Raw genomic sequence first — 25,681 nt, 5'->3', positions numbered from 1 at the left:
ACAGCATTCCCATACGGGAATGCTGTTTTCCGCCTGTTTTGCTTAGCGACGCGTTAAGCAAAACAGGTTGATGTTTTGTTTATCATGCTGGAGTTTTCTACATGTCGGTATGTCTGAAACCAGGGAAAATCATTATGCTTCTGGGCATGTTGGCAGCCTTTATACTGTCTGACTTTGCACGGGCAGAGGTGGAATGGCAGACATATCCTGATTCTACAGGTGAGTTTAACGGAACCGGTCCTTTTGCCGACAGCGCCAGCGTACCCGTCTATCAGGGCAGTGTTCAGCTTAATCCTGCTGAATCTCATGATGTCGGGTTTTCTGCTAAACCGAATGAATTTAGCGTTGACGATGACGCTGCTAACCTGATTGTCGCTAATCCTCAGGACAATGAAGGCGACCAGTTTTCTACACCACCTGCGCTGCGCTGGGAAAATCAAACACCCCCTACCGTCAGCCTGGTGTGGGCCGATGCCGTCACGCCCGATGTGCCCCTTAACCCACAACCTATTGCCAACCGTAGCTTTTGTGCTCAGGGGCTGGCCGGACGCTCGCTGGTGGCCTGGCCACAGATTGATGCGCAGCAAACCCTCCCACTGCTCTACCTGCTGACCTCGACCGGGTATCCCTATGCGGGGATGGTGGCGCTGGTGGACCAGAAAGTGACCCTGAACATCGCGCCAGCACAGGGTGATTTAATCTCGGTGAGCGCCAGCGGTTATAACGAAACGATCGCGGCGGCAAAAACCACCGTTGGCGACACCATCACGCTAACCGTCACGACTAAAGATTGTCAGGGCAACGTCGCGGGTAATATTCCGTTTATTATTAAACGTAAAGATGCTGAAAATCGCCAGGGGGCGGTGAATAATACTGCGCCAGTGGTACTGGATAGCACTGAGTTAACGACGACGGTAACCGAATACCATGGCACTTCTGATGCCAACGGCACGGCAACCATCACGGTGAGCCAACCGAATGGCCCTGGCGTCAAAACGCCACTGGTGGTCAGCATTTCCGGCATTGCGCAAACCAGCGAAACCGCGGTGATTTTTACGGTGCTCACCAGCCCGGACGTGGCGCAGGCTACGATGTGGGGCCATATGGCAGAGACGGTAGAAGCCCACGGTTACACCTTCAGTCGACCAAAGCTGGCGGCAGAAGTGAGCAATGAAAGCGCCACGGTCGTCGATCACAACGAAACCTGGTCCACCTTCACCTGGAGCGGCGCAGATAGCCACTGCACCGTGCTGCCCGGCATGCGCCACTTCGGCGCGCTGGCGACCGTTATTCCCACATCGGTGCAGACAGTCCTTGGCTGGCCGATTCAGGGGAATTATTACTGGTCATCGCTGGCGGGCACCACCGGGCAGCACCATGCGGCGGATGTCTCTAACCGTGGTGAAACGCAAAAGCCGGATAGCACCACATTTCTTGTAAGCTGCGTGGATAAACCCGCGCCTGATGTCGAGCCGAAAATCGTCCTTACGCCCGAAAACTATGATGATACGGCACAGGCGATGAAAGCGAAGGTGGGCGATGACGTCTCGATGCGTCTGACGATCACCGACAATAAAAATAACGATCAACCGCTGGCGTATTACTACTTCTCGCTGCATCTGGATGACGGTGTTAACCGCAAAAATCAAACCGATCCTGCCTGGGAAGCCCATCCGGTGCAGATTACTGGTGGTTCGAATTTACAACAGGTTGATGCTCACACCTATGAAGGCATGACCGATGTCAACGGTCAGGCTTCGCTAACCCTGAGCCAGCCCGACGGCGCAGGCGTGAAAACCCATATCACGGCGAAAATGCGCAGCAATTTTACGGCTACAGATGACAAAGACGTGATTTTTACTGTGATCACCAGCCCGGACAGCGACAAGGCGCGGATGTGGGGCCATATGCGCGGTATTATTGAATCTGGCAGTCTGTTCAAACGCCCATTACTGGCGGATGAAACTGAGCATGAACTGGGATCGGTGCGGGAAAATAACGAAGACTGGGCGCTGTTCGATCAAGACACCAGTATGCAGGCGGAATGCGGTGTGGGCCATATACCCCGGCAGAGTTCACTTGAAGGCTTATTTACCGCCCATCCAGGCAACGTCATCGGCACGGAATATGGCTGGCCTACCGCACAACAAAGCTACTTAAGCGCGGCGGAGCAAGCAACGCATTCATCGGTGAATCTGGCGAACGGGAGCGTCGACAGCTACTCCGGCTTTAAGCGAAATTACCTCTCCTGTTCTGGCAATGAGATGGTAGCGAACGTTGAAGTCAGCACCGATCACGATATCACCCCTGGCAGCAAAGCGCAGGCCAAAGTAGGTGACACCATCGTGATGACCGTGCGTACGGTTAACGCGCTCAATAATACCCCCGTTCCCTTTACTGCTTTCACCATCACCAAAGGCATGGGGTATAACCGAGCAGGGCAGGTGAGCGGGTTTGATGACCCGAGCAGCGGTGCAATCACGATGGATAACATGCAATACGGCACATCGCAGCCGTCGATGGTTTATACGGGTACGACAGATGCACAAGGCGTGGCAACGGTCGAAATAGAGCAACCCCAAGGGGTGGGGTTAAGAACCGTGCTGAGCATTACGCCGGTAAATTCCCATTTACCAAATGCCATTAATTACAATGTTATTTTTACCACCCCAACCAGCCCGGATGTTACCGGCGCCCAGATGTGGGGCCATATGGATGAAACGATTACCGTTAATTCATTAACCTTTACCCGGCCTAAGCTGGCAGCAGAAATCACCAGTCCGGATGGCACATTAACGGAAAAAAACGAAGTCTGGGCGCGCGTTAGCCAGGCCAGTACGGCCATTACCAGTAAAGGCGGTTGCGGAACCAATATGCTGCCGCGCCGCTCACAGCTCAGTGCGCTCTATGACGCTAATAACGGCAATGCTGTGCAAACCACACACGGCTGGCCGACGCAGCGTCAGCCTTACTGGAGCAGTTCTCCCGCGGATGTAACGCCGCACTATTACACCATTGCCCTGGATAACGGCGCACAGGCTATCGGCGGCGATACGCCGGTTTACGTCAGTTGCCTGACGACGGCGAACAAACCTGCCAGCAGCATTACGCTGGATGTGGTTGATAACGCACAGTGGGCTGCCGGAAATAACGCGGCGAAGCTGAAAAAAGGCGAAACGCTACGGGTTAAGGTAACGGTAAAAGATGCGCAGGGTAATCCGCTCACGGATATGCCATTTAAACTCAGTCGCGGAGACGGTTATACCCGCACGGGCGAAAAACATATTGCCGGTAGTGGCGATGCGCTGGTGGCACCGGTGGTGATTAACAGCGGGCTGGCGGATGAAACGACGTTGAACGACACCGCGGGATTTTATACTGCCATGACCGGCAGCGACGGCAGCAAAATCCTCAATATTACCCGCCCGGATACTCACGGCACCAAAACGGCGCTGACGGCGACGTTGTATTCCGATGCAACAAAAAAAGACAGCCTGGATACGATCTTTACTGTGGTCACCAGCCCGGATAGTAGCAAAGCGAAAATGTGGGGCCATATGCCGGAAACCTTAACGGCGGCAGATGGTACCGTTTTTAAACGCCCATTGCTGATAAAGGAACTGTCGAGTCAGACCGGGCGAACAGCAATATTCGAAGACAATGAAAACTGGGCGCTGTTTACTCAAACCCAGGCGAACTCAACCAGTAACGGCTGCGGCACTAGCTATGTTCCCACTCAGGCAGGGTTGTTGTCGTTGTTTGATAATCACGCTGGCAATACCATCAAAACCGTCCAGGGCTGGCCGGTAGTCACGCGTTATTTATCCAGCACGCCCGACAACACTGGCATGGAACAGCGTAACTACAAAGCGGTGGATCTCGGTAATGGCACCAGTGCCATGGTGTCAACGTCGACACTGGATCTACTGACCTGTCAAACCACGCCGGTCACCACGGTGAGCCAGATTCTACTGGAAGCGGCAGATCCTGCGGCCCTGGTTTATGTTGACGATACACTGAGTGTGGTTAAAGCCAAAAAAGGCGAAGAGTCGGTAGTGCGCGTCACCACGAAAGATGCGCAAGGTAACCCGGTTGGCAATGCGGCGTTTATTCTGAAACGTGCCACCAGCATAAACCGGAGGTATACATCAGCGACAGCGAGTGTAGGTGCGCTGACCGTAACCGATGCCTGGGGAAACACGCGGAGTAATTTTCAGGCAACAACCGAAATGATCTATGGCGTGACGGGGGCTGACGGGTCGACAACCTTTACGCTGAAACAGGATAACAGTACCGGGTTAAGAACAGATCTCACGGCATCACTGGATGGCGTCAGCAGCGTTCAGGCGACCCTCCCGGTGGTCTTTACCGTGGTAACCAGTCCAGATTCTCCTAAAGCGAATTTTTGGGGGCACATGCCTGAAACGGTAACGGCCTCTGATGGCATGACGTATAAGCGACCATTACTGTTTAAAGAACTTACCAATAACTATGCACGCTATAGCACTTTTGAGAATGGCGAAGATTGGGCAAGATTCAGTGTGGTTCAGTCAAATAACACCGATATGGATGGATGTGGTGCAGAGTATATGCCGACACTGGATGGCCTGAGGTCCTTGTACAGTGCCAATAGTGGTAATGCGATGGGGACAGTGCAGGGATGGCCGGTAGCAACCAGTTATCTCACCAATACACCGAGTGATACGCAATTAAGTAACCGTTATTACAATGTGGTGCAACTGAATTCCGGCGCGGTTTCTCAAATCGTGACCACCGTGCTGGCATTACAAACCTGTCGCACAACGCCTGCGGTTGTTGCCAGCCAGGTTTCTCTGGAGCCTGCGGACGCCACGCAATTTGTTAAGGTTGACGATACCCTGAGCGCCATTAAGGTGAAAAAAGGCGATGAGGTTGTTATCCGCGTCACGACCAAAGATGCGCAAGGAAACCCGGTGGGTAATACGCCGTTTACACTGAAGCGCAGCAGTTCTTTCAATCGCCAGAATGCATTAGTGACGATGCAGACTGTTTCGGTGACACCCGCAGCGGCCAGTACAGTTGATACCAATGCATCGGCCACCGTGTATGGCGTGACCGGGCCAGACGGAACCACCACGATAACACTCCGACAGGATGCGTCCACCGGACTCAAAACCGACTTTTATACCCTGTTGAACGATACCGGCGTGTCGTCGAACACCTTGCCTGTAATCTTCACCGTCGTCACCAGCCCGGATACACCACTGGCGGCCTACTGGGGGCATATGGCGGAAACCTTTACCAGCAGCGAAGGCGTCACCTTCAAACGGCCTTTCCTCAAAGCTGAACTTTCTGGTGGTACGGCGGTAACGACCAATAATGAAGTCTGGTCGCGTCTGACAGCAACGGAGAAAATGGATGCCAGCAAGGCTGGATGTGATGAGAGTTATCAACCGCTGACGACTGATATGCAGGGGTTGTATGCGGATTACCCTAACAACCAGTTGGGCACGGTGCTCGGCTTGCCGACTTCCGCCGGGTATATGTGGGCCTACGACATGATGACGGTTTCTGGCAGTAGCTGGAGCAACCAGGCGTTTTCACTCGTTAATGGTCAGACAGTTCAGGCACCGTCCAGTTATACGGCGGTAGTGATGTGCCTGGTGGAACCGCATACCGTTCCGGCGATGATAGAGATCACTTCAACAGCACAGGATGCGGCAAAAACGGCCAGCAATGGTGGTCGACCGAGCGCCGTAGCGAAGAAAGGGGAGACGATTCCGCTGACGGTGACCGTACGTGATAGCGCCGGGAATCCGGTACCCTACGCCGACTTTACCCTCACGCGTGGAACGACGCTGGATCGCTCGAAAGCAACCGTTAACTCGAGTGCGGATGATCTTACCGTGAAGTCATTGATACCCGCGAACAGTGACGCTGGGCTGACGGCAAATGGGGCAAAAGTGCTCAGAACAACGGGCAGTGATGGCACAGCCACCTTTGAAGTGAGCCAGAATGCCACGACCGGTCTGGCGACACCGATAACCGTCACGCTGGCGCGCGATACAACCAAAACCGCCACGCTGGATGTTATCTACACGGTGATAACCAGCCCGGACTCACCGAGTGCGAAATTCTGGGGGCACATGCCGGACACCTTTACCAGTTCGGCAGGTGTCACCTTCAGACGACCGCTGCTGAAAGCCGAAGCGACTTCAGGGTCATCGATTAGCACTAACGGCAATGGTGAAGTGTGGTCGTATATGAGCAACGTTCAAAATTTAACATCGACAGATTGTCCGCTGGAGAATCAACCGCGCAGTAATGAATTGTTGGATTTGTATAATGATCATCCCAACGGCGCGATAAAGACTGACCTGGGGGTGCCGATATATGCAGGCAAGTGGTGGGCTTATGATATGGTCATGCCGGATTTATATACGTGGCAGTATCAGACGGTCAGTCTGAGCGCAGGAGATATCGCGAAGAGCTCAGCAAACAACGCGCTGATGCTTTGCCTGACGAAGCCGCATCCTGCAGGCGTCAGCGTAATGTTGACGTCATCCGCAATGGATAACGCCAGAACCCCCAGTAATGGCGGGCGACCCAGCGCATCAGTGAAAAAAGGTAACCCACTGCCAATTGTGGTGACGGTCAAAGATCGTGATGGCAACCCGCTGGCGGGAGAGGCCGTGACGCTCGGGCGTGGTTCAGCGATGAGTCGTTCAGGAACAGGAGTGAACACGGCGGCAAATGGAATGACGTTGACAGAGTTGACACCTGTGTCGGCGGAGTTTTCTCTGGCCGCACACGATACGCAATGGCAAGGTTTCACCGGCAGTGATGGTACGGCCACTTTCAATGTTGAACAGCCTGAGACCATCGGCCTGGCCATTCCGTTCACCGCTATACTGGCGCGAGATGTCGCAACTACCAGCGTCCTTGATGCGATCTTTACCGTCGTTACCAGCCCGGATTCCGCAATGGCGACCTACTGGGGCCATATGCCGGATACGGTAACGGCGGAAAACGGCGTGGTCTTTGAACGACCTAAATTGTGGAAAGAGCTGCCGTCGACATCCGGGGTTAGTCAGGTCAATAGTAACAATGAAGTCTGGCCCGTGTTTAACGCAACTCAGAGGGCAGACAGCAGCCTCAGTCCTTGTGAAGCGGCGCGTCGGCCATTGAGCGATGATTTAGAATCGCTCTACGCGCGCTATCCGGGGAATACGCTGACGACTCAAATTGGTTGGTCTACGCAGCATACGTGGTGGGCGCTGGATAACTGGCAGGGAGGCAGCAATCCGCAGGCAGTCAGTCTGAGTAATGGTTCAGCGTGGGGGACGGTGAATACCGCGTATCAGGCCTGTCTGGTTAACCCCCGCGCGACCGTCTCCAGCGTCACGCTGACATCGACGGCGCTGGATGCTACTACGCAGGCAGCGAAGGTAAAAAAAGGTGAAGCCGTGCCCCTCGTTGTTACCGTAAAAGACAGCGCCGGGAAGCCGGTACCGAATGTCGCTTTCACCTTAAAACGTGGTGAAGCCGTGCCACGCAACAGCGGGGCGACGTTGTATGGTGATGTTGCGGCGATGGATGATATGACGGTACAACCTGCCAGCGGGACGGTGGTAACGCTGGCTGACAGTGGGAATACGGTCGACGGTGTGACAGGGGCAGACGGTACGGCAAGTTTTACCGTTCGTCAGGATAATACACCTGGATATAAAACGCCGTTGACGGTGACGCTGACCAATAACGCCGCGATAACCGCGACGCTGGATACCATTTTCACCGTGCCGACCAGTCCGAATGTTGCCACGGCTTATTTCTGGGGACATATGGCGGATACCGCCACAGTAAGTGGCAAGACGTTACATCGCCCACTATTGAAATCAGAGTTGCCGTCAGGGGCTACAGCGGCAGGTACACCAACTGTGAATAATGAAACCTGGGCGCTGGCACATGTTATAGATGCTAATAAATGGGATATTGCACAGCAGTGCGACAGTATGAATAACGCGCCAACCACCGCAGAATTACAGACATTGCATTCTGGCTTTAGCTCGCTGGGGTGGCCTTCCTCGATAAGCTTCCCATATTTATCTACTGATAAGGCCGGGTCGTTTTACTGTGGTATTGAAGAAGGGGCTGGCACGCTAAACTGTGGTATTCAGCCTGCGAAAACATCCGGGTTTGCTACATGCTTCAGGTAAGGTTATCCAGCTTTAAATATCGCCGTGCCCGAAAGACAGATACGTATAGAGTAATTAGTTTTTTTTGCGCGGCTTGCGGCTTTTCGTCACAGCACTCACTTCACTGATCACTACGCCATCGCCCAGGCGAGTGGTCAGTGTCTCACCCACTTTCACCTGCTTAACCTGTTTTAGCACCGCGCCATCAGCGGCGCTGGTAACGCTATAACCGCGTGCGAGCGTGGAGAGTGGACTCACCGCTTCGAGGTGCGTCACTGTATTACCAAAGCGTTCGCGCGTGGCGCTAAGCTGTGCGCGAAGTGTTTCAGCGAGACGATATTCCAGCTGTTGGATCCGCGTTTGCGCACGGTGAATCTTCGGCTGCGGATTTTGCTGATTCAGCCGCTGTGTTAATCGCTGCTGTTGCTGACCGGCGCGTTTAAGCTGATTCTCCAACGCAAAGCTCATCCGCTTTTGCAGACGCTCAAGCGTGGTTTGCTGACGCGCCAGCCGGAGCTGTGGATGCTGCTGCTGTAAACGGTGATGAATCTGCGTAAAGCGACGCGTGCGGTTGGCGAGATAATAATCCATCGCCATCTCCAGCCGTTGACGGGTCGATTGCACCTGACGTAGCAATTCTTGCTGATTACGGCTCACCACTTCGGCGGCGGCTGACGGCGTTGGCGCACGTAGATCAGCAACAAAGTCGGCAATCGTCACATCGGTTTCATGCCCAACGGCGCTGACCACCGGAATGCGGCTGGCAAAAATCGCCCGTGCCACGCGTTCATCGTTAAAACTCCATAAATCTTCCAGCGAACCACCGCCACGCCCGACGATCAGTACGTCACATTCGTTGCGAAGATTCGCCAGCTCAATGGCGCGAACGATTTGCCCCGGTGCGTCATCGCCCTGAACGGCGGTCGGGTAAATTATCACTGGCAGAGACGGATCGCGGCGTTTCAACACATGCAAAATATCGTGCAGTGCAGCACCGGTCTTTGAGGTGATAACGCCCACGCAGTGCGCAGGTGACGGTAGCGGATTCTTGAATTGCTGGTCGAATAACCCTTCAGCCTGCAACTTCGCTTTAAGCTGTTCGTACTTCTGTTGCAGTAAACCTTCACCGGCGGGCTGCATACTTTCGACAATAATTTGATAATCGCCGCGCGGTTCATACAGCGTAATGTTGGCACGAACTAAAACCTGTTGTCCATGCTGCGGGCGAAAGGTCACCCGGCGATTGCTGTTGCGGAACATCGCGCAGCGCACCTGGGCGTTATCGTCTTTAAGCGTAAAGTACCAGTGACCGGAAGCCGGTTGTGTGAAATTAGAGATTTCGCCACTGATCCACACCTGCCCCATCTCATGCTCAAGCAGCAGACGAACCGTTTGATTCAGGCGGCTAACGGTAAAAATTGCAGGGGATTGAGAAGGTAACATGTGAGCGAGATCAAATTCTAAATCAGCAGGTTATTCAGTCGATAGTAACCCGCCCTCCGGGGATAGCAAGCATTTTTTGCAAAAAGGGGTAGATGCAATCGGTTACGCTCTGTATAATGCCGCGGCAATATTTATTAACCACTCTGGTCGAGATATTGCCCATGCTACGTATCGCTAAAGAAGCTCTGACGTTTGACGACGTTCTCCTCGTTCCTGCTCATTCTACCGTTCTGCCGAATACTGCTGACCTCAGCACCCAGCTGACGAAAACTATTCGTCTGAATATTCCTATGCTTTCCGCAGCAATGGATACCGTAACGGAAGCTCGCCTGGCTATCGCTCTGGCTCAGGAAGGCGGTATCGGCTTTATCCACAAAAACATGTCTATCGAGCGCCAGGCTGAAGAAGTTCGCCGTGTGAAAAAACACGAATCTGGCGTGGTAACCGATCCGCAGACCGTACTGCCGACAACTACCTTGCGTGAAGTGAAAGAACTGACCGAGCGTAACGGTTTTGCAGGCTATCCGGTAGTTACCGAAGAAAACGAACTGGTCGGCATCATCACCGGTCGTGACGTGCGTTTTGTTACCGATCTGAACCAGCCGGTTAGCGTTTACATGACGCCGAAAGAGCGTCTGGTAACAGTGCGTGAAGGCGAAGCCCGTGAAGTGGTGCTGGCAAAAATGCACGAAAAACGCGTTGAAAAAGCGCTGGTGGTTGATGATGAATTCCACCTGATCGGCATGATCACTGTGAAGGACTTCCAGAAAGCGGAACGTAAACCGAACGCGTGTAAAGACGAACAAGGCCGTCTGCGTGTAGGTGCAGCGGTTGGCGCGGGCGCTGGTAACGAAGAGCGTGTTGATGCGCTGGTTGCCGCAGGCGTTGACGTTCTGCTGATCGACTCCTCTCACGGTCACTCTGAAGGTGTTCTGCAGCGTATCCGTGAAACTCGCGCTAAATATCCTGACCTGCAAATCATCGGCGGCAACGTGGCAACAGCTGCAGGTGCCCGCGCGCTGGCAGAAGCCGGTTGCAGTGCCGTTAAAGTGGGTATCGGCCCTGGTTCTATTTGTACTACCCGCATTGTTACTGGCGTCGGTGTTCCGCAGATCACCGCCGTTGCTGACGCAGTAGAAGCCCTGGAAGGCACCGGGATTCCAGTTATCGCTGACGGTGGTATTCGTTTCTCTGGCGATATCGCCAAAGCTATCGCTGCTGGTGCAAGCGCGGTGATGGTAGGTTCCATGCTGGCGGGTACTGAAGAATCCCCAGGTGAAATCGAGCTCTACCAGGGCCGTTCTTACAAGTCTTACCGTGGGATGGGCTCTCTGGGCGCGATGTCCAAAGGTTCTTCTGACCGTTACTTCCAGAGCGACAATGCTGCCGACAAACTGGTGCCGGAAGGTATCGAAGGTCGCGTAGCCTATAAAGGTCGCCTGAAAGAGATCATTCACCAGCAGATGGGCGGCCTGCGCTCCTGTATGGGCCTGACCGGCTGTGGTACTATCGACGAACTGCGTACTAAAGCGGAGTTTGTACGTATCAGCGGTGCGGGCATTCAGGAAAGCCACGTTCACGACGTGACCATTACTAAAGAGTCCCCGAACTACCGTCTGGGCTCCTGATTCTCTTCGCCCGACTTCATGTCGGGCGATTTATATTATCTGTTTCACTTGCCTCGGAATAAGCGTCAATGACGGAAAACATTCATAAGCATCGCATCCTCATTCTGGACTTCGGTTCTCAGTACACCCAACTGGTTGCGCGCCGCGTGCGTGAACTGGGTGTTTACTGCGAACTGTGGGCGTGGGATGTGACAGAAGCACAAATTCGTGACTTCAATCCAAGCGGCATTATTCTTTCCGGCGGCCCGGAAAGCACCACCGAAGAAAACAGCCCGCGTGCGCCGCAGTATGTCTTTGAAGCAGGCGTACCGGTATTCGGCGTTTGCTATGGTATGCAGACCATGGCAATGCAGTTGGGTGGTCATGTTGAAGCCTCTAACGAACGTGAATTTGGCTATGCGCAGGTTGAAGTCGTAAACGACAGCGCACTGGTTCGCGGTATCGAAGATGCTCTGACAGCAGACGGTAAACCTCTGCTCGATGTCTGGATGAGCCACGGCGATAAAGTTACCGCTATCCCGTCCGACTTCATCACCGTAGCCAGCACCGAAAGCTGCCCGTTCGCCATCATGGCTAACGAAGAAAAACGCTTCTATGGCGTACAGTTCCACCCGGAAGTGACTCACACTCGCCAGGGTATGCGCATGCTGGAGCGTTTTGTGCGTGATATCTGCCAGTGTGAAGCCCTGTGGACGCCAGCGAAAATTATCGACGATGCTGTAGCCCGTATCCGCGAGCAGGTAGGCGACGATAAAGTGATCCTTGGCCTCTCTGGTGGCGTGGATTCCTCCGTAACCGCAATGCTGCTGCACCGCGCAATCGGCAAAAACCTGACTTGCGTATTCGTCGACAACGGCCTGCTGCGTCTCAATGAAGCAGAGCAGGTTCTGGATATGTTTGGCGATCACTTTGGTCTGAACATTGTTCACGTTCCGGCAGAAGATCGCTTCTTGTCAGCGCTGGCTGGTGAAAACGATCCGGAAGCAAAACGTAAAATCATCGGTCGCGTTTTCGTTGAAGTATTCGATGAAGAAGCGCTGAAACTGGAAGATGTGAAGTGGCTGGCGCAGGGTACTATCTACCCTGATGTTATCGAATCTGCCGCGTCTGCAACCGGTAAAGCTCACGTCATCAAATCTCACCACAACGTGGGCGGCCTGCCGAAAGAGATGAAGATGGGCCTGGTTGAACCGCTGAAAGAGCTGTTCAAAGACGAAGTGCGTAAGATTGGTCTGGAGCTGGGCCTGCCGTACGACATGCTGTACCGTCACCCGTTCCCGGGACCAGGCCTCGGCGTTCGTGTTCTGGGTGAAGTGAAGAAAGAGTACTGTGATCTGCTGCGCCGTGCTGACGCCATCTTTATTGAAGAACTGCGTAAAGCGGACCTGTACGACAAAGTCAGCCAGGCGTTCACCGTCTTCCTGCCAGTACGTTCCGTTGGTGTAATGGGCGATGGCCGTAAGTATGACTGGGTTGTCTCTCTGCGTGCTGTCGAAACCATCGACTTTATGACCGCACACTGGGCGCATCTGCCGTACGATTTCCTCGGTCGCGTTTCCAACCGCATTATCAATGAAGTGAACGGTATTTCCCGCGTGGTGTATGACATCAGCGGCAAGCCGCCAGCAACTATTGAGTGGGAATGATTTCCCGATAATTGATTAATGATCATGGCACAAGGATAAGTGCCATCATTAAATATTCTTCACATCTAATTAAGATACTACTCTGACTTAATACATCCATTTTTCCACCAACGCTTCACCTAATTTCTCGCGTAACATGTCTTCGTTATCTTCCTCACCATGCACTGTGAGCAGACATTTAAACATGACCAGGTCGAGATACTGACCAACATCACTAAACATTTGTGTCAGCATCGGTGGACAGTCGTGATCAAAGTACCAGACTTCGCCTGTTACCCGGTGAAAACACCACAAATTGCCATTCCCTAAATAGTCACCAAAAGCGATAAGTTGGCCGACAAGATTCCTCTGTTCATCACTATCAGAAAGATCTTCCAGAAGATCTGTAATCCCTGGGTACGCGTCGATTAATGGTTCAATTGCCGCGTAAGGTGCCGGTTGCACACTGCAAAGCGTTTCCGCCAGATCAAGAGCGCCAATGTGTTCATGATATGTGCGAAGTAATAGGGGAATGGTACACCCCAACCTTTGTTCGAGCGCATCAATTTCACTGGCGAGAACAGGGGTAATGGGTGAGAGTCGGTTCCACTCTACACTCCAGGCAAGGGCACAGGCGCGCCACCAGTTAATACGTGCAAAAATATCCGTAAATTCTGGCCATACCAATGGTGGAATGTCACTTTCAGTTATTATGGCGTCAGATTTTGAGCTCATATCAAGATTGACCTTATTTAAATCGAGTACAGGAATCTGTTTTTTTAATGAAAAAGCCCAAACTGCAGGCAGTTTGGGCTTGACTTAATCATACATCGCAAAAGTTTAATTAAACCAGCTATCTGACTTCTCGGCTTTGTTCTCTTCTGCTTTGCCTACGCTTTTGAGTAAATCGCGACCGCCCTCGGACATGTTTCGATTTGCATCAGCTTCCGACTGCACAACGTCGGTATGCGCAGCTGAACGTTTGAGCTCTTGATCGATGAATTCGTTCTCGCGTTTAACTCGCGCTTCTTCCCTTGCCAGAGCCAGTTTTTGTTTCTGGATCTCTAAGCTTCGAAGTTCATCTTCATAGCCTTGATCACGTTTTTTATCTTTGCTTGCTTCAGCATCCAGTTTGTCCTGACGAGCCTGGCGTTCTGCTGCCGCAGCAGCAGCTTTTTTATTCGCTGCTGCCTGGGCGTTAGCACGCCGTTGCTTCTCTTGCTGGATCTCCCTGTTGCGTTGCGCTACCCATTCGTCATGCTCTTTTTTCGCTTCATTTTTACCTTGCTGTTCAGCTTCTGCGACAGCAGAAAGTTGATCCTGTAATGAAGCGGCAAAAACAGTGCTACTAAGCGTAGAGAGAATGGCGCATAGCAAAATTTTCTTCATGACACCCCCCTGATATTATTTCTTCTCAGGGCATTGCGCGTTTGGCTGAATGCGGGTTTCATTGTAAGCGGTAGAGATGACCACCGCCAAACCAGTGGTGAACTGGCACTGTTTCCCTACCTGAGTTGAGGTATATACTTTTTTGCCTTCTTTATAGGTTAAGGAAACACCTTCAACTAACACTTTGTCATCAACCATGGAACCTGCCGCCGCACCAGCTGCACCGCCAGCAACAGCGCCTGTGGTGGTGTTCAGTGTGCTACGAGAACCGACGTTGTGGCCAGCTACGCCGCCAGCGACAGCACCCAATACCGCACCGAACGTCTGTGCAGCTTGTTTATTTTTCGTATTATCCACCGCAACTTTTGCTGGCAGAACGGAAATAATATTAACCGTCTTAGTCTCTTGTTTAGAGTTTAACTGATCGGTCTGATAGACATCGGCCGCATGTTCATCGGCATTTGACTGACACCCGGTAAGAGCAATAGAAGCCATAATTGCTACAGGTAATAAACATTTTTTAAAATTCATCACTATTCCTTGTTGTGTGTATTGAGAAAACAACCTATTTAAGATCATCGCAATTAAAAAGTAAATCGAGTGCGTAGAAACAAGAAAAGAAAATTAATAATTATATTTTTGGTGAATGTAATGATGAATAATATATGATTTATTATATACATTTAATGTATAAATTTTTTCTAATTAACTAATCTTTATATGATTCAGTGTATATTACATATATACCCACATCATCTAAGGTTAACTGCAAATACAGACAGGAAAATATCAGCATCAGACGTTATGCTGTTTAGAAGTTATCGCAAGGTAATAAACACGTTAGCGTTGAGTATGGGAACTGCTGGAGAGAGTGGATTGTTGTGCTTCTTTTTTGTCCTGATGATGATGCCAGGCGCCGACGGAAGAGTAGATGAAACGACCAAAGAAGAAGATAAAGCTGATAAGCAGTACGATACGGGTCATGCGACTGTTAAATCGATGTCGTTTTCGTAAACTGGTGGGCTGGCTCACAACGGGTTCCTTCAGTTAAACCCAAAAAAATGGGCGATACTTACATTAAGGCATATTGCTCAGAAATGGTCAATTCTTACGATTGTAAAAATATGTCAGCGCTTTCATTCGTAAATGTTATGAGAAATAGAATATTATTTGCATTAATAATGAGTTATTGATAACAGCAAAAAATAAACGTAATAAATGATTAATGGTGACCAAATAATTTGATATATATCAATTGATGCTTCAGAGTGGGCACTAAAATTGTCACCTCATTTGTGATGTTTATCATTACTATAATCTTAAGTCAGGTGGGATGCCTGTCTGTAAACACCCTCAGGGGAGAGGGGTTTCTACTGAGCATCTATGAAACTGAATGCCAAATATATAAAATTCCGAGATAAATGGTGGGCACTTCCGCTTATTCTTCCGTGTTTTTTACTTCCTTTATTAGCTAGCGCAAATAGTTACACTCATATTAGTTCTGGTAACGTAACACTCTTTTACTTGCCTTTGGCATTAATGATTAGCCTGATGTTATTTTTTGGTTGGGGTGCATTGCCAGGCATCATATTATCGATATTTTTGCGTAAATATCATGATGTTGGCTTATATGAAACACTGACTATATCAGCCAATTTTGTGCTCATTATTGTGCTAAGTTGGGGCGGATATCGGGTGTTTGTTCCCCGCCGGAGTCACATTTCACATGGCAATGCGCAACTTCTCTTTCAGCGGCTTTTCTGGCAGGTTTTTTGCCCGGCAGTCTTGTTTTTGTTGCTTTTCCAGTTTGCTTCTTTTGTCGGATTGTATGGCAGTCGCTCCAGCCAGATTGGCATAATGCCTTTTAATATTAGTACATTAATAAATTTTCAGTCACTGCTGGTGGGCAATCTGGTCGGTGTTCCACTTTGCTACGTTATTATTCGTATTTTACGTAACCCATTGCATATATTTGGCTATTATTCTCAGCTAAAACAACAGGTTGACAGAAAGGTCAGCAAAAAGGAATTTGTCTTGTGGTTAATGGTATTGACTGCATTGATGACTTTGCTCTGTATGCCATTGAATACCCGCAGTTCAATTTTCAGCACCAATTACACCTTATCGCTGCTTCTACCGGTGATGTTGTGGGGAGCGATGCGTTATGGCTACCGATTGATCTCACTGATATGGGCGGCGGTTCTGATTATCGGTATTCATAATCACAAAAGTTATATGCCGTGGTATGCAGGATACGATGTTCAGTTGGCGATTACTTCTTCGAGCTATCTGGTATTTTCTTTTATTATTAATTATATGGCAGTACTTGCTACCCGGCAGCGGGCGGTGGTAAACCGCATTCGCCGCCTGGCTTATTTCGATCCTGTAGTCCATTTGCCCAATATTCGTTCCCTTAATCGCACTTTGGCGAGTGCTCCCTGGTCGGTTATTTGTTACTTGCGCGTACCTGGCATGGAAATGTTAGTAAAAAACTACGGCATCATGTTGCGTATTCAGTACAAGCAGAATATTTCCCACTGGCTCGCACCGATGCTGGAGAAAGATGAATATGTTTACCAGTTGTCGGGTAATGATCTCGCATTACGTCTGAATACAGAAGGCCACCAGGAGCGTATTGAAGCGATAGATAAGCACCTGAAAAATTTCCGCTTTATGTGGGACGGAATGCCACTCCAGCCACAAATCGGTATCAGTTATTGTTATGTACGTTCGCCAGTTAACCATATCTATTTATTACTTGGTGAATTAAGTACTGTCGCAGAGCTCTCTATCGCGACAAATGCGCCAGAAAGTATGCAACGTCGCGGCGCGATGCATGTACAAAGAGACCTGAAAGATAAAGTAGCGATGATGAACCGTCTGCAACAGGCGCTTGAGCATGACCGTTTTTGCCTGATGGCGCAGCCGATTGTGGGTGTGCGGGGGGATGTTTATCACGAAATTTTGCTGCGTATGGAAGATGACGCTAACGGCAGGATCAATCCGGATATTTTCCTTCCAGTTGCCCACGAGTTCGGTTTGTCTTCCGCAATTGATCTATGGGTGATTGAACATACTCTGCAGTTTATGGCCGTAAACCGGGAGAAGATCCCGGCGCAGCGCTATGCGATTAACTTATCTCCAACATCTGTGTGTCGCCAGCGTTTACCGGAAGAGGTCAGGCATTTGTTGACCAAATACCAAATCGAAGCATGGCAGCTTATTTTCGAGGTTACCGAAAGTAATGCACTGACAAATATGGAACAGGCGCAAAACACCTTATTACAGTTGCAGGAACTAGGCTGTCGAATAGCCATTGATGATTTCGGTACAGGTTATGCCAGTTACGCACGGCTGAAAAACGTGAATGCCGATATTATGAAAATTGATGGTAGTTTTATCCGTAATATTGTCTCTAACAGCCTCGATTACCAGATTGTGGCATCGATCTGCCATCTTGCACGAATGAAAAAAATGCAGGTGGTTGCTGAATATGTAGAAAATGAAGAGATCCATCAGGCGGCATTGTCGCTGGGAATCGATTATTTTCAGGGTAATTTCTTTGGTGAGGCGAAACCGCTAAACGAAATTGTTGCGCAGAATGAGCAGCTAAAGAAATGCGTCAATCAATGAATCAAAACGCGTAATAAGGCTGGCCCGATGTGAAATCGGGCCACTTGTATCTCTTATGCTGTAACGCACATTATTTAGATATACCTTCTTCTTCAATCTTAAGTCGCCAGCCAGTGACTGAACTCCAGTACTCTTGCTCTTTTTCCAGATCCAACAATACCAGCGCATTCTGACTAAACCAGTCGTGGGGAAAGCGTAATGTCCAGTGGTTGTCATCTGTAATGAGTGTCAGTGTAGGCGGAGTGGTCGTCGCCTGACGCTGATTATTCAGCAACACACCAAGGCGCAGTAGCTGAATTAGCGGTAAATACTGTTTCTTCTTAAATAAGGTAAACCGGGGAAGATCGTCGAGCTTAATCGCTTTTCGATGATAGCGCACAAGGGTTGCCATCATCATTTGTTGTTCCTGATTAAACCCAGGTAAATCGCTGTTTTGCAAGATATAAGCTGAATGGCGATGCAAACCGCTGTGGTTAATATTCAGGCCAACTTCATGGAGCATAGCTGCCCAGCGTAACAACGCTTCAAGTTGCGGATGTGCAAGCTTAGGTTGCTGTGATTGCCACTGCTCATACATATGCATAGTGGTATCAAGAACACGGCGGGCTTGATCGCTGTCGATATGGTACTGATTCGCCAGGCTACTGGCGGTGCGGCTGCGCACATCCTGATGACGAAATCGGCCTTCCATTTCGTACAACACACCTTCGCGCAGGGCTCCGTCAGAAAGTCGCAATTCGCGAATGGCTAACGCATCAAACACCCCACAAAGTATCGCCAGGCCAGGTACAAATACCGCCTTACGCTCTTCAGATAATCCAGGCAAACTCAAGGCGGCAAAGTTGCGGTGCTTCAGGACTTCTTTCACCAATTTGTCGAGGCGTTCCTGGGTGATGATCCCATCGTCCTCGCCCATTTCGATAAGCACTTCATGGGCAGCTTTAATCGTTCCCGAGGCACCAAGCGCTACATTCCAGCCTTGAATGCGGAATTGCCAGGTGAGATTCTCCAGCTTTTGCACTGCAGCCATTCGCGCCCGCTGAAAATTCTCTTTATTAATGACGCCGCCAGGAAAATAGAGTTGTGCAAAACTCACACAGCCCATACGACGGCTTTCAACCAGAATCGGTTCGAAGTCTTCGCCGATGACCAGTTCTGTTGAACCACCTCCGATATCAATCACCAGCTTGCGGCCTTTTTCTGGTTGTGTGTGTTCCACACCCATAAAAATCAGACGCGCCTCTTCGTTGCCGGAGATGATCTCAATTGGGTAGGGGATGACTTTCTCCGCTCGCTTCAAAAAAATGGTCGCATTCTGCGCCTGACGTAATGTATGTGTTCCCACAATACAAACGCTGGAGGGAGAAAAACCTTGCAAACGTTCAGCAAACAGTGACAAGCAATTTAAACCACGCTCCATCGCTTCTTCGCTGAGCATGTTATCTTCACCAAGACCATCAGCCAGGTGGACGCGCTGTTTCAGGCGACCAATAATTTGCATTGCGCCATCGACCACACGGGCAATGACCATATGAAAACTGTTTGATCCCAGGTCGACAGCGGCAAATTCCTGCGGTCGTGGTGATTTATCATGTATTGGCATAGGGTTAGTCGGGTTGTTCAAGTGATTTGATATAATCGTAAATCGCCAGTTGTGCCTGAACTTTGCGGCGATTGCCGCGTGGCACATAGCGGTTACTCAGCTCTTTATCGATAAAACGTGCTTTTACTGTGTCGCTAAACAAAATATCAATGATATCCAGAACACGCTGTTTCAGGCGTGGGTCCAGAATCGGAGTTGCCACCTCAATACGATAATCAATATTGCGCGTCATCCAGTCTGCAGAGGAGAGCCAGACCTGCTTGTCGCCGCCGTTTTCAAAAATATAGACCCGGTCATGTTCCAGATATCGGTCAACAATACTGATAGCCCGAATGTTATCGCTGATGCCCTCAAGGTGAGGGATCAGTGAACACATACCACGTACTAACAAATTGACCTGCACACCGGAACCGGATGCCGCATAAAGTCTGTCTACCAGTCCTTTGTCTACCAGGTTATTCAGTTTCAGGGTAATACCAGAGGGTAAGCCCTGTTGAGCATTGGCAATTTCCCGGTCGATCATGTCATACAGTAACCGACGTGAGTTTTGCGGTGAAACCATCAGATAATCGAAGGTTACCGGACGATAGGGATTCTCAATAAAGTTAAACACCCGGCGTACTTCATTGGTGATACGAGCGTCGGCGGTCAGTAACGAGTAATCGGTATACAGGCGCGCGGTTTTTTCGTTGAAGTTACCCGTACCGATATGGGCGTAACGCACAACTTCATCGCCTTCTTTACGAGAAATCAGGAACAGCTTGGCGTGTATTTTTAGCCCAGGTGCAGAGAAAATCACATGTACGCCAGCTTCTGTCAGGCGCTTTGCCCAGTGAATATTGGCTTCTTCATCAAAACGGGCCTGTAATTCAACCACCACGGTGACTTTTTTACCGTTGTGAGCGGCATGGATCATTGAATCAATGATGCGAGAGTCTTTCGCTACGCGATAAATATTGATTTTGATTGCCAGTACACTGGGATCGAAAGAGGCCTGACGCAGCAATTCCAGCACATGTTCAAAGGTGTGATAAGGATAATAGAGCAGCACGTCACGTTCGCGGATAGCATCGAAACCGTTACGGAATTTATCTTTATCAAACCAGATATGGCGCAACCGCGGCAGCGGCTTATTTACCAGATTCGCTTTGCCAACATTGGGGAAATTAATAAAGTCTTTAAAGTTATGATAACGTCCGCCAGGAACAATAGAGTCATAACGAGAAATGGTTAATTTCTCGCGCAGCACTTCGACTAATGCGTCGGGCATATCACGTTGATAAACAAACCGCACAGGTTCAGCCGTCAGGCGCTGTTTCAGGCTGGACGACATCAACTCCATCAGACTGGATTCCATTTCGTGCACCAGGTCGTACTCGGCATCACGAGTCATCTTCATGGAATAGGCATTTAAGGCGTCATAATCAAAAAAGCCTTTGAAGATATCATCCAGGCAGTAACGGAGAATATTGTCCAGCAAAATCATTGGTTTGCGACGACGCGGAGCTTCCGGGGGCAGATTCACAAAGCGTGGCACTTTATCTGAAGGTATTTCCAGGAGTGCATAACGAATGGAATCTCCACGGATAATTTCCACCGCCAGATAGGTGTAGTCATCTTTCAGGAACTGCACCAGGTCCGTTTCACGGTTAATTAAAATCGGGGTAATGTGTTGGCGAAGGTACTGCTTAAAGTAATGACGCAGCCAAATTTGTTGATTAACCGACAGTTGCCGTTCATTAATCAGGAAAATTTGATTACGTGCCATCTCAAGTAGTAGCTCGTTGTACAGGCCGTCAAATTCCTGATCGGCCTTCAAAACGCGGGACTGGATTTTACCTAACAGATGGCGAGAATGTGAGTTCGAACCTTGTTCTTCGCTAATAATGATACGGCGCTTCAGTTCGGCGAAGCGGACTTTATAGAACTCATCAAGGTTATTGGAATAGATCCCCAGGAAACGCATCCTTTCAATCAGCGGATTGGATTTATCCGCTGCTTCCTGGAGCACGCGTTCATTAAACGCTAACCAACTGAGCTCTTTCTCGATGTATAGCTTTTCCTGACCCATTACCTCTTTTACTCCGTTTTATTCACGGGAAACTGCCGGGTTATTATGACGAGCATATTGACCAGATGTCCAACAGTGTCAGACAAGTATGGTTAAAGTCGGTGGAGAACCGATTTTAAATGCTGTTAAATGACGTAGAGAACACGGCGGGGAAGAGCGTTCCTCACGCAAGCAGAACCGTGAGGAACAGAAAAAAATAGTTATTCGTCAGCCGCATAGCCTTGAGGAGGCAGACGTTTACCATCCAGCCAGGCGGCGTTATCGCGCATTTTCAACCGACCATCAACAAACCAACTAATGACCAGAGGATAAATGGCATGTTCCTGCGTTTGCACACGAGCCGTCACATCATCTTCAGTATCACCTGCAAACACCGGCACTCTGGCCTGTAATATTACCGGGCCACCGTCCAGTTCATCTGTGACAAAATGCACGGATGTTCCATGCTCTTTATCACCATTTTCCAGAGCCTGGCGATGGGTATGAAGCCCTGGATATTTAGGTAGCAAAGAGGGATGAATATTCAGCAACTTTTCTGCGTAATGCTCCACAAATGTCGGGCTTAAAATACGCATAAAACCCGCCAGCACCACAACATCGGGCGTGTAGTTGTCAATCTCAGCAATAAGTTGCTTGTCAAAAGCGTCGCGGTTAGCAAAATCATTCGCTGACAATACATGCGTTGGGATACCCGCTTCCCTGGCACGTTCAAGGCCGAACGCGTCGGCCTTATTGCTGAAGACTGCCCGTACGGTGCCTTTGATTTTATTGACTTTGCAGGCATCGATGATTGCCTGCAAATTGCTTCCGTTGCCGGAAATAAGCACCACAATATTCATCAAGCAATAACCACACGTTGTTCGGCATCAGAGGCTTTAATCACCCCAATTTTCCAGGCCTTTTCACCGTTGGCATTGAGCAGGGCGAGGGCGTTTTCGACTTCCGCTTCTGGCAGAGCGATGATCATGCCGACGCCACAGTTAAAGGTGCGATACATTTCGTGGCGGCTGACGTTACCCGCAGTTTGCAGCCAGTTAAACACTTCCGGCCACTGCCAGGAGGATTCATCAATTACTGCCTGAGTATTTTCTGGCAGTACGCGAGGAATATTTTCCCAGAAGCCACCCCCCGTCAGGTGAGCAATAGCATGAACATCAACCTTGTCGATCAATTCCAGTACCGATTTCACATAGATGCGAGTCGGTGCCAGCAGGTGGTCTGCTAATGGTTTACCAGCGAGCTGCGTGGTTTGTGGATCGCAACCACTGACTTCGAGTATTTTGCGCACCAACGAATAACCATTGGAGTGCGGACCGCTGGAACCAAGAGCAATCAGTACATCGCCATCGGTTACTTTCGTACCGTCGATAATTTCTGATTTTTCCACCACTCCAACGCAGAAACCGGCAACGTCATAATCTTCGCCGTGGTACATACCTGGCATTTCTGCGGTTTCACCACCAACCAGAGCACAACCAGATTGCAGGCAGCCTTCCGCGATACCGCTAATAACGGAAGATGCGGTATCAACATCCAGTTTGCCGGTCGCGTAGTAATCAAGGAAAAACAGAGGTTCAGCACCCTGTACCACCAGATCGTTGACGCACATCGCTACCAGGTCGATACCAATAGTGTCATGACGCTGTAAATCCATCGCCAGACGCAGCTTGGTGCCAACGCCATCAGTGCCGGAAACCAAAACCGGTTCACGATATTTTTGCGGCAAAGCGCACAGCGCACCGAAACCGCCCAGACCACCCATGACTTCCGGGCGGCGCGTTTTCTTTACTACGCCTTTGATTCGATCAACCAGAGCATTACCTGCGTCGATATCAACACCGGCATCTTTATAGCTAAGAGAGGTTTTTTCGGTCACTGCTTAGGTCCCCACGCATTTACTAGCGTTAACAGAATAATTTCGGCGCAATTCTATCAGGCTAAGCAAACGTTTGCGAGCCTGTGTTGAACATGCTTTATCTGCTATTTTTTAACCAGCAGATGAATGATTGATCGATATCATGTCTTCAATGTATTGCGGCGAGGATGAAAAGCGGTATAATCCGTCGATTTTTTTTTAGGTTGCCACTCGTCTGAGGATAGGAGAAGAGTATGAAGATCGTGGAAGTGAAACACCCACTCGTCAAACACAAGCTTGGGCTGATGCGTGAGACCGATATTAGCACTAAACGCTTTCGTGAACTCGCCTCGGAAGTTGGCAGCCTGTTAACATATGAAGCGACCGCCGACCTGGAAACCGAGAAGGTTACGATTGAAGGGTGGAACGGTCCGGTTGAAGTCGATCAAATCAAAGGCAAAAAAATTACCGTTGTACCGATCCTGCGTGCTGGTCTTGGCATGATGGAAGGCGTACTGGAAAACGTACCGAGCGCACGTATCAGTGTGGTCGGGATGTACCGTAACGAAGAAACCCTTGAGCCAGTACCGTATTTCCAGAAACTGGTTTCCAATATCGATGAGCGTATGGCGCTGATCGTTGATCCAATGCTGGCAACCGGTGGTTCTGTCATTGCCACCATCGACCTGCTGAAAAAAGCGGGCTGCAGCAGCATTAAAGTGCTGGTGCTGGTTGCCGCGCCGGAAGGTATCGCGGCGCTGGAAAAAGCCCACCCGGACGTGGAACTCTATACTGCATCTATCGATCAGGGGTTGAACGAGCACGGATACATCATTCCGGGTCTTGGCGACGCCGGTGACAAAATTTTTGGTACGAAATAAATAATAAATTCTTTCTTAGCCGACTTTAAGAGTCGGCTTTTTTTTGACTAAAACGCTAATAAACTTAATCGTAGAGGAAAACACTATGACGCGCCGTGCTATCGGGGTGAGTGAAAGACCGCCGCTTTTACAGACAATCCCGCTTAGTTTGCAACACCTGTTCGCCATGTTTGGTGCAACTGTACTGGTGCCCGTTCTGTTTAATATTAATCCGGCAACCGTTCTGTTATTTAACGGCATCGGAACCTTGCTGTATCTCTTTATCTGTAAAGGAAAAATCCCCGCCTATCTCGGGTCCAGTTTCGCTTTTATCTCCCCGGTTTTGCTGTTGCTGCCGTTAGGTTATGAAGTGGCACTGGGTGGTTTTATCATGTGTGGTGTACTGTTTTGCCTGGTGTCTTTTATTGTGAAGAAAGCAGGGACTGGTTGGCTGGATGTTATGTTCCCACCAGCTGCCATGGGCGCAATCGTTGCCGTCATTGGTCTTGAACTGGCGGGCGTTGCAGCGAACATGGCCGGGTTACTGCCAGCAGAAGGTCAGGCACCTGATGGTAAAACGATTTTTGTTTCCCTGGTGACGCTGTCAGTCACGGTACTGGGGTCCGTATTGTTTCGTGGTTTCCTGGCGATAATCCCGATTCTTATCGGTGTGCTGGTGGGTTATGCCCTTTCGTTTGTGATGGGAATGGTTGATACCACACCAATTGTGAACGCCCACTGGTTTGCATTACCGACTATCTATACGCCGCGTTTTGAGTGGTTTGCTATTCTTACGATTCTGCCAGCAGCGTTGGTGGTGATTGCGGAACATGTCGGTCATCTGGTGGTAACGGCGAATATCGTGAAAAAAGATCTGATCCGTGATCCGGGTCTGCACCGCTCGATGTTTGCTAATGGCCTGTCGACCGTGATTTCTGGTTTCTTTGGTTCTACGCCGAATACCACCTACGGTGAAAACATTGGTGTCATGGCCATTACTCGCGTCTACAGTACCTGGGTCATCGGCGGTGCGGCGATTATCGCTATTCTGCTTTCTTGTGTCGGGAAACTGGCCGCTGCCATTCAGATGATCCCACTGCCAGTTATGGGCGGTGTATCGCTGCTGTTATACGGAGTCATTGGGGCGTCGGGTATTCGTGTCCTGATTGAATCAAAAGTGGATTACAACAAAGCACAGAACCTGATCCTGACTTCGGTTATTTTGATTATCGGTGTCAGTGGCGCGAAGGTGCATATCGGTGCCGCAGAGCTGAAAGGTATGGCCCTGGCTACGATCGTAGGGATCGGCCTGAGTCTGATCTTTAAACTGATTGGTGTCATGCGCCCGGAAGAGGTTATTCTGGAAGCAGAAGACGCAGATACACCGCAGAAGTAAAGTA

At 50.0% G+C, this 25,681-nt stretch carries 15 protein-coding genes; 6 read left to right on the top strand and 9 right to left on the bottom strand.

The genetic code is table 11. The features are described 5' to 3' along the window. Window positions 1–101 precede the first annotated feature (101 nt). Window positions 102–8,195 carry an adhesion domain-containing protein gene (locus tag K0335_RS14125; protein ID WP_219393873.1) on the top strand — a complete coding sequence of 2,698 codons (8,094 nt, stop codon included), beginning with the start codon at window positions 102–104 and terminating at the stop codon, window positions 8,193–8,195. A gap of 54 nt (window positions 8,196–8,249) precedes the next feature. Here K0335_RS14125 and xseA read toward each other — a convergent pair whose 3' ends face one another. After that, on the bottom strand, window positions 8,250–9,617 hold the full coding sequence (gene xseA / locus K0335_RS14120) for an exodeoxyribonuclease VII large subunit (protein ID WP_000937870.1): 1,368 nt from the start codon (window positions 9,615–9,617) through the stop codon (window positions 8,250–8,252). Window positions 9,618–9,778: 161 nt separating this feature from the next. Here xseA and guaB point away from each other — a divergent pair, with 161 nt between their 5' ends. Together guaB and guaA are read left to right on the top strand one after the other, a co-directional pair. Further along, window positions 9,779–11,245, top strand: coding sequence for an IMP dehydrogenase (gene guaB, locus K0335_RS14115; RefSeq protein ID WP_001299507.1), 1,467 nt, complete (start codon window positions 9,779–9,781; stop codon window positions 11,243–11,245). A gap of 68 nt (window positions 11,246–11,313) precedes the next feature. After that, on the top strand, window positions 11,314–12,891 hold the full coding sequence (gene guaA / locus K0335_RS14110; RefSeq protein WP_000138270.1) for a glutamine-hydrolyzing GMP synthase: 1,578 nt from the start codon (window positions 11,314–11,316) through the stop codon (window positions 12,889–12,891). Between the two features lie 87 nt (window positions 12,892–12,978). Here guaA and K0335_RS14105 read toward each other — a convergent pair whose 3' ends face one another. From K0335_RS14105 to K0335_RS14090, 4 genes are all read right to left on the bottom strand, one after another. Next, window positions 12,979–13,605, bottom strand: coding sequence for an SMI1/KNR4 family protein (locus tag K0335_RS14105; RefSeq protein WP_000095792.1), 627 nt, complete (start codon window positions 13,603–13,605; stop codon window positions 12,979–12,981). A 105-nt stretch (window positions 13,606–13,710) separates the two neighbouring features. Then, window positions 13,711–14,259 carry a DUF5384 family protein gene (locus tag K0335_RS14100; RefSeq protein ID WP_000722175.1) on the bottom strand — a complete coding sequence of 183 codons (549 nt, stop codon included), beginning with the start codon at window positions 14,257–14,259 and terminating at the stop codon, window positions 13,711–13,713. 15 nt (window positions 14,260–14,274) lie between these two features. After that, window positions 14,275–14,790, bottom strand: coding sequence for a glycine zipper 2TM domain-containing protein (locus K0335_RS14095; RefSeq protein WP_001009600.1), 516 nt, complete (start codon window positions 14,788–14,790; stop codon window positions 14,275–14,277). A 309-nt stretch (window positions 14,791–15,099) separates the two neighbouring features. Continuing rightward, window positions 15,100–15,291 (bottom strand): YfgG family protein, encoded by a 192-nt coding sequence (locus tag K0335_RS14090; protein ID WP_000082274.1) that lies wholly within the window; start codon window positions 15,289–15,291, stop codon window positions 15,100–15,102. A gap of 351 nt (window positions 15,292–15,642) precedes the next feature. On the opposite strand from K0335_RS14090, the gene K0335_RS14085 reads away from it, so the two are divergent. Then, window positions 15,643–17,892, top strand: a complete 2,250-nt coding sequence (locus K0335_RS14085) for a sensor domain-containing phosphodiesterase (protein WP_000772602.1) — start codon at window positions 15,643–15,645, stop codon at window positions 17,890–17,892. A gap of 70 nt (window positions 17,893–17,962) precedes the next feature. Here K0335_RS14085 and ppx read toward each other — a convergent pair whose 3' ends face one another. The 4 genes from ppx to purM form a co-directional block, all read right to left on the bottom strand. After that, window positions 17,963–19,495: an exopolyphosphatase gene (gene ppx / locus K0335_RS14080; RefSeq protein WP_001121343.1), complete on the bottom strand. Its 1,533-nt coding sequence runs from the start codon at window positions 19,493–19,495 to the stop codon at window positions 17,963–17,965. Window positions 19,496–19,499: 4 nt separating this feature from the next. Beyond that, window positions 19,500–21,566 carry a polyphosphate kinase 1 gene (gene ppk1 / locus K0335_RS14075; RefSeq protein ID WP_000529550.1) on the bottom strand — a complete coding sequence of 689 codons (2,067 nt, stop codon included), beginning with the start codon at window positions 21,564–21,566 and terminating at the stop codon, window positions 19,500–19,502. A gap of 200 nt (window positions 21,567–21,766) precedes the next feature. Beyond that, window positions 21,767–22,405, bottom strand: coding sequence for a phosphoribosylglycinamide formyltransferase (gene purN, locus K0335_RS14070; protein WP_001028631.1), 639 nt, complete (start codon window positions 22,403–22,405; stop codon window positions 21,767–21,769). Further along, entirely contained in the window at window positions 22,405–23,442 is a 1,038-nt protein-coding gene (gene purM / locus K0335_RS14065) for a phosphoribosylformylglycinamidine cyclo-ligase (RefSeq protein ID WP_000137079.1), read from the bottom strand. Before purM ends, purN begins: the two co-directional genes overlap by 1 nt. A 233-nt stretch (window positions 23,443–23,675) precedes the next feature. Between purM and upp the strand changes: the two genes are divergently transcribed. Together upp and uraA are read left to right on the top strand one after the other, a co-directional pair. Continuing rightward, complete coding sequence (gene upp, locus K0335_RS14060; protein ID WP_002431660.1) at window positions 23,676–24,302, top strand: uracil phosphoribosyltransferase; 627 nt, start codon at window positions 23,676–23,678, stop codon at window positions 24,300–24,302. 85 nt (window positions 24,303–24,387) lie between these two features. Further along, window positions 24,388–25,677, top strand: coding sequence for a uracil permease (gene uraA, locus K0335_RS14055; protein WP_002431659.1), 1,290 nt, complete (start codon window positions 24,388–24,390; stop codon window positions 25,675–25,677). The last annotated feature ends 4 nt before the right edge of the window (window positions 25,678–25,681 follow it).

The sequence above is a fragment of the Escherichia sp. GZ89 genome (genome assembly GCF_019366485.1).
Lineage (GTDB): Bacteria > Pseudomonadota > Gammaproteobacteria > Enterobacterales > Enterobacteriaceae > Escherichia > Escherichia fergusonii.
This window is presented reverse-complemented; position numbering and strand designations above follow the sequence as displayed.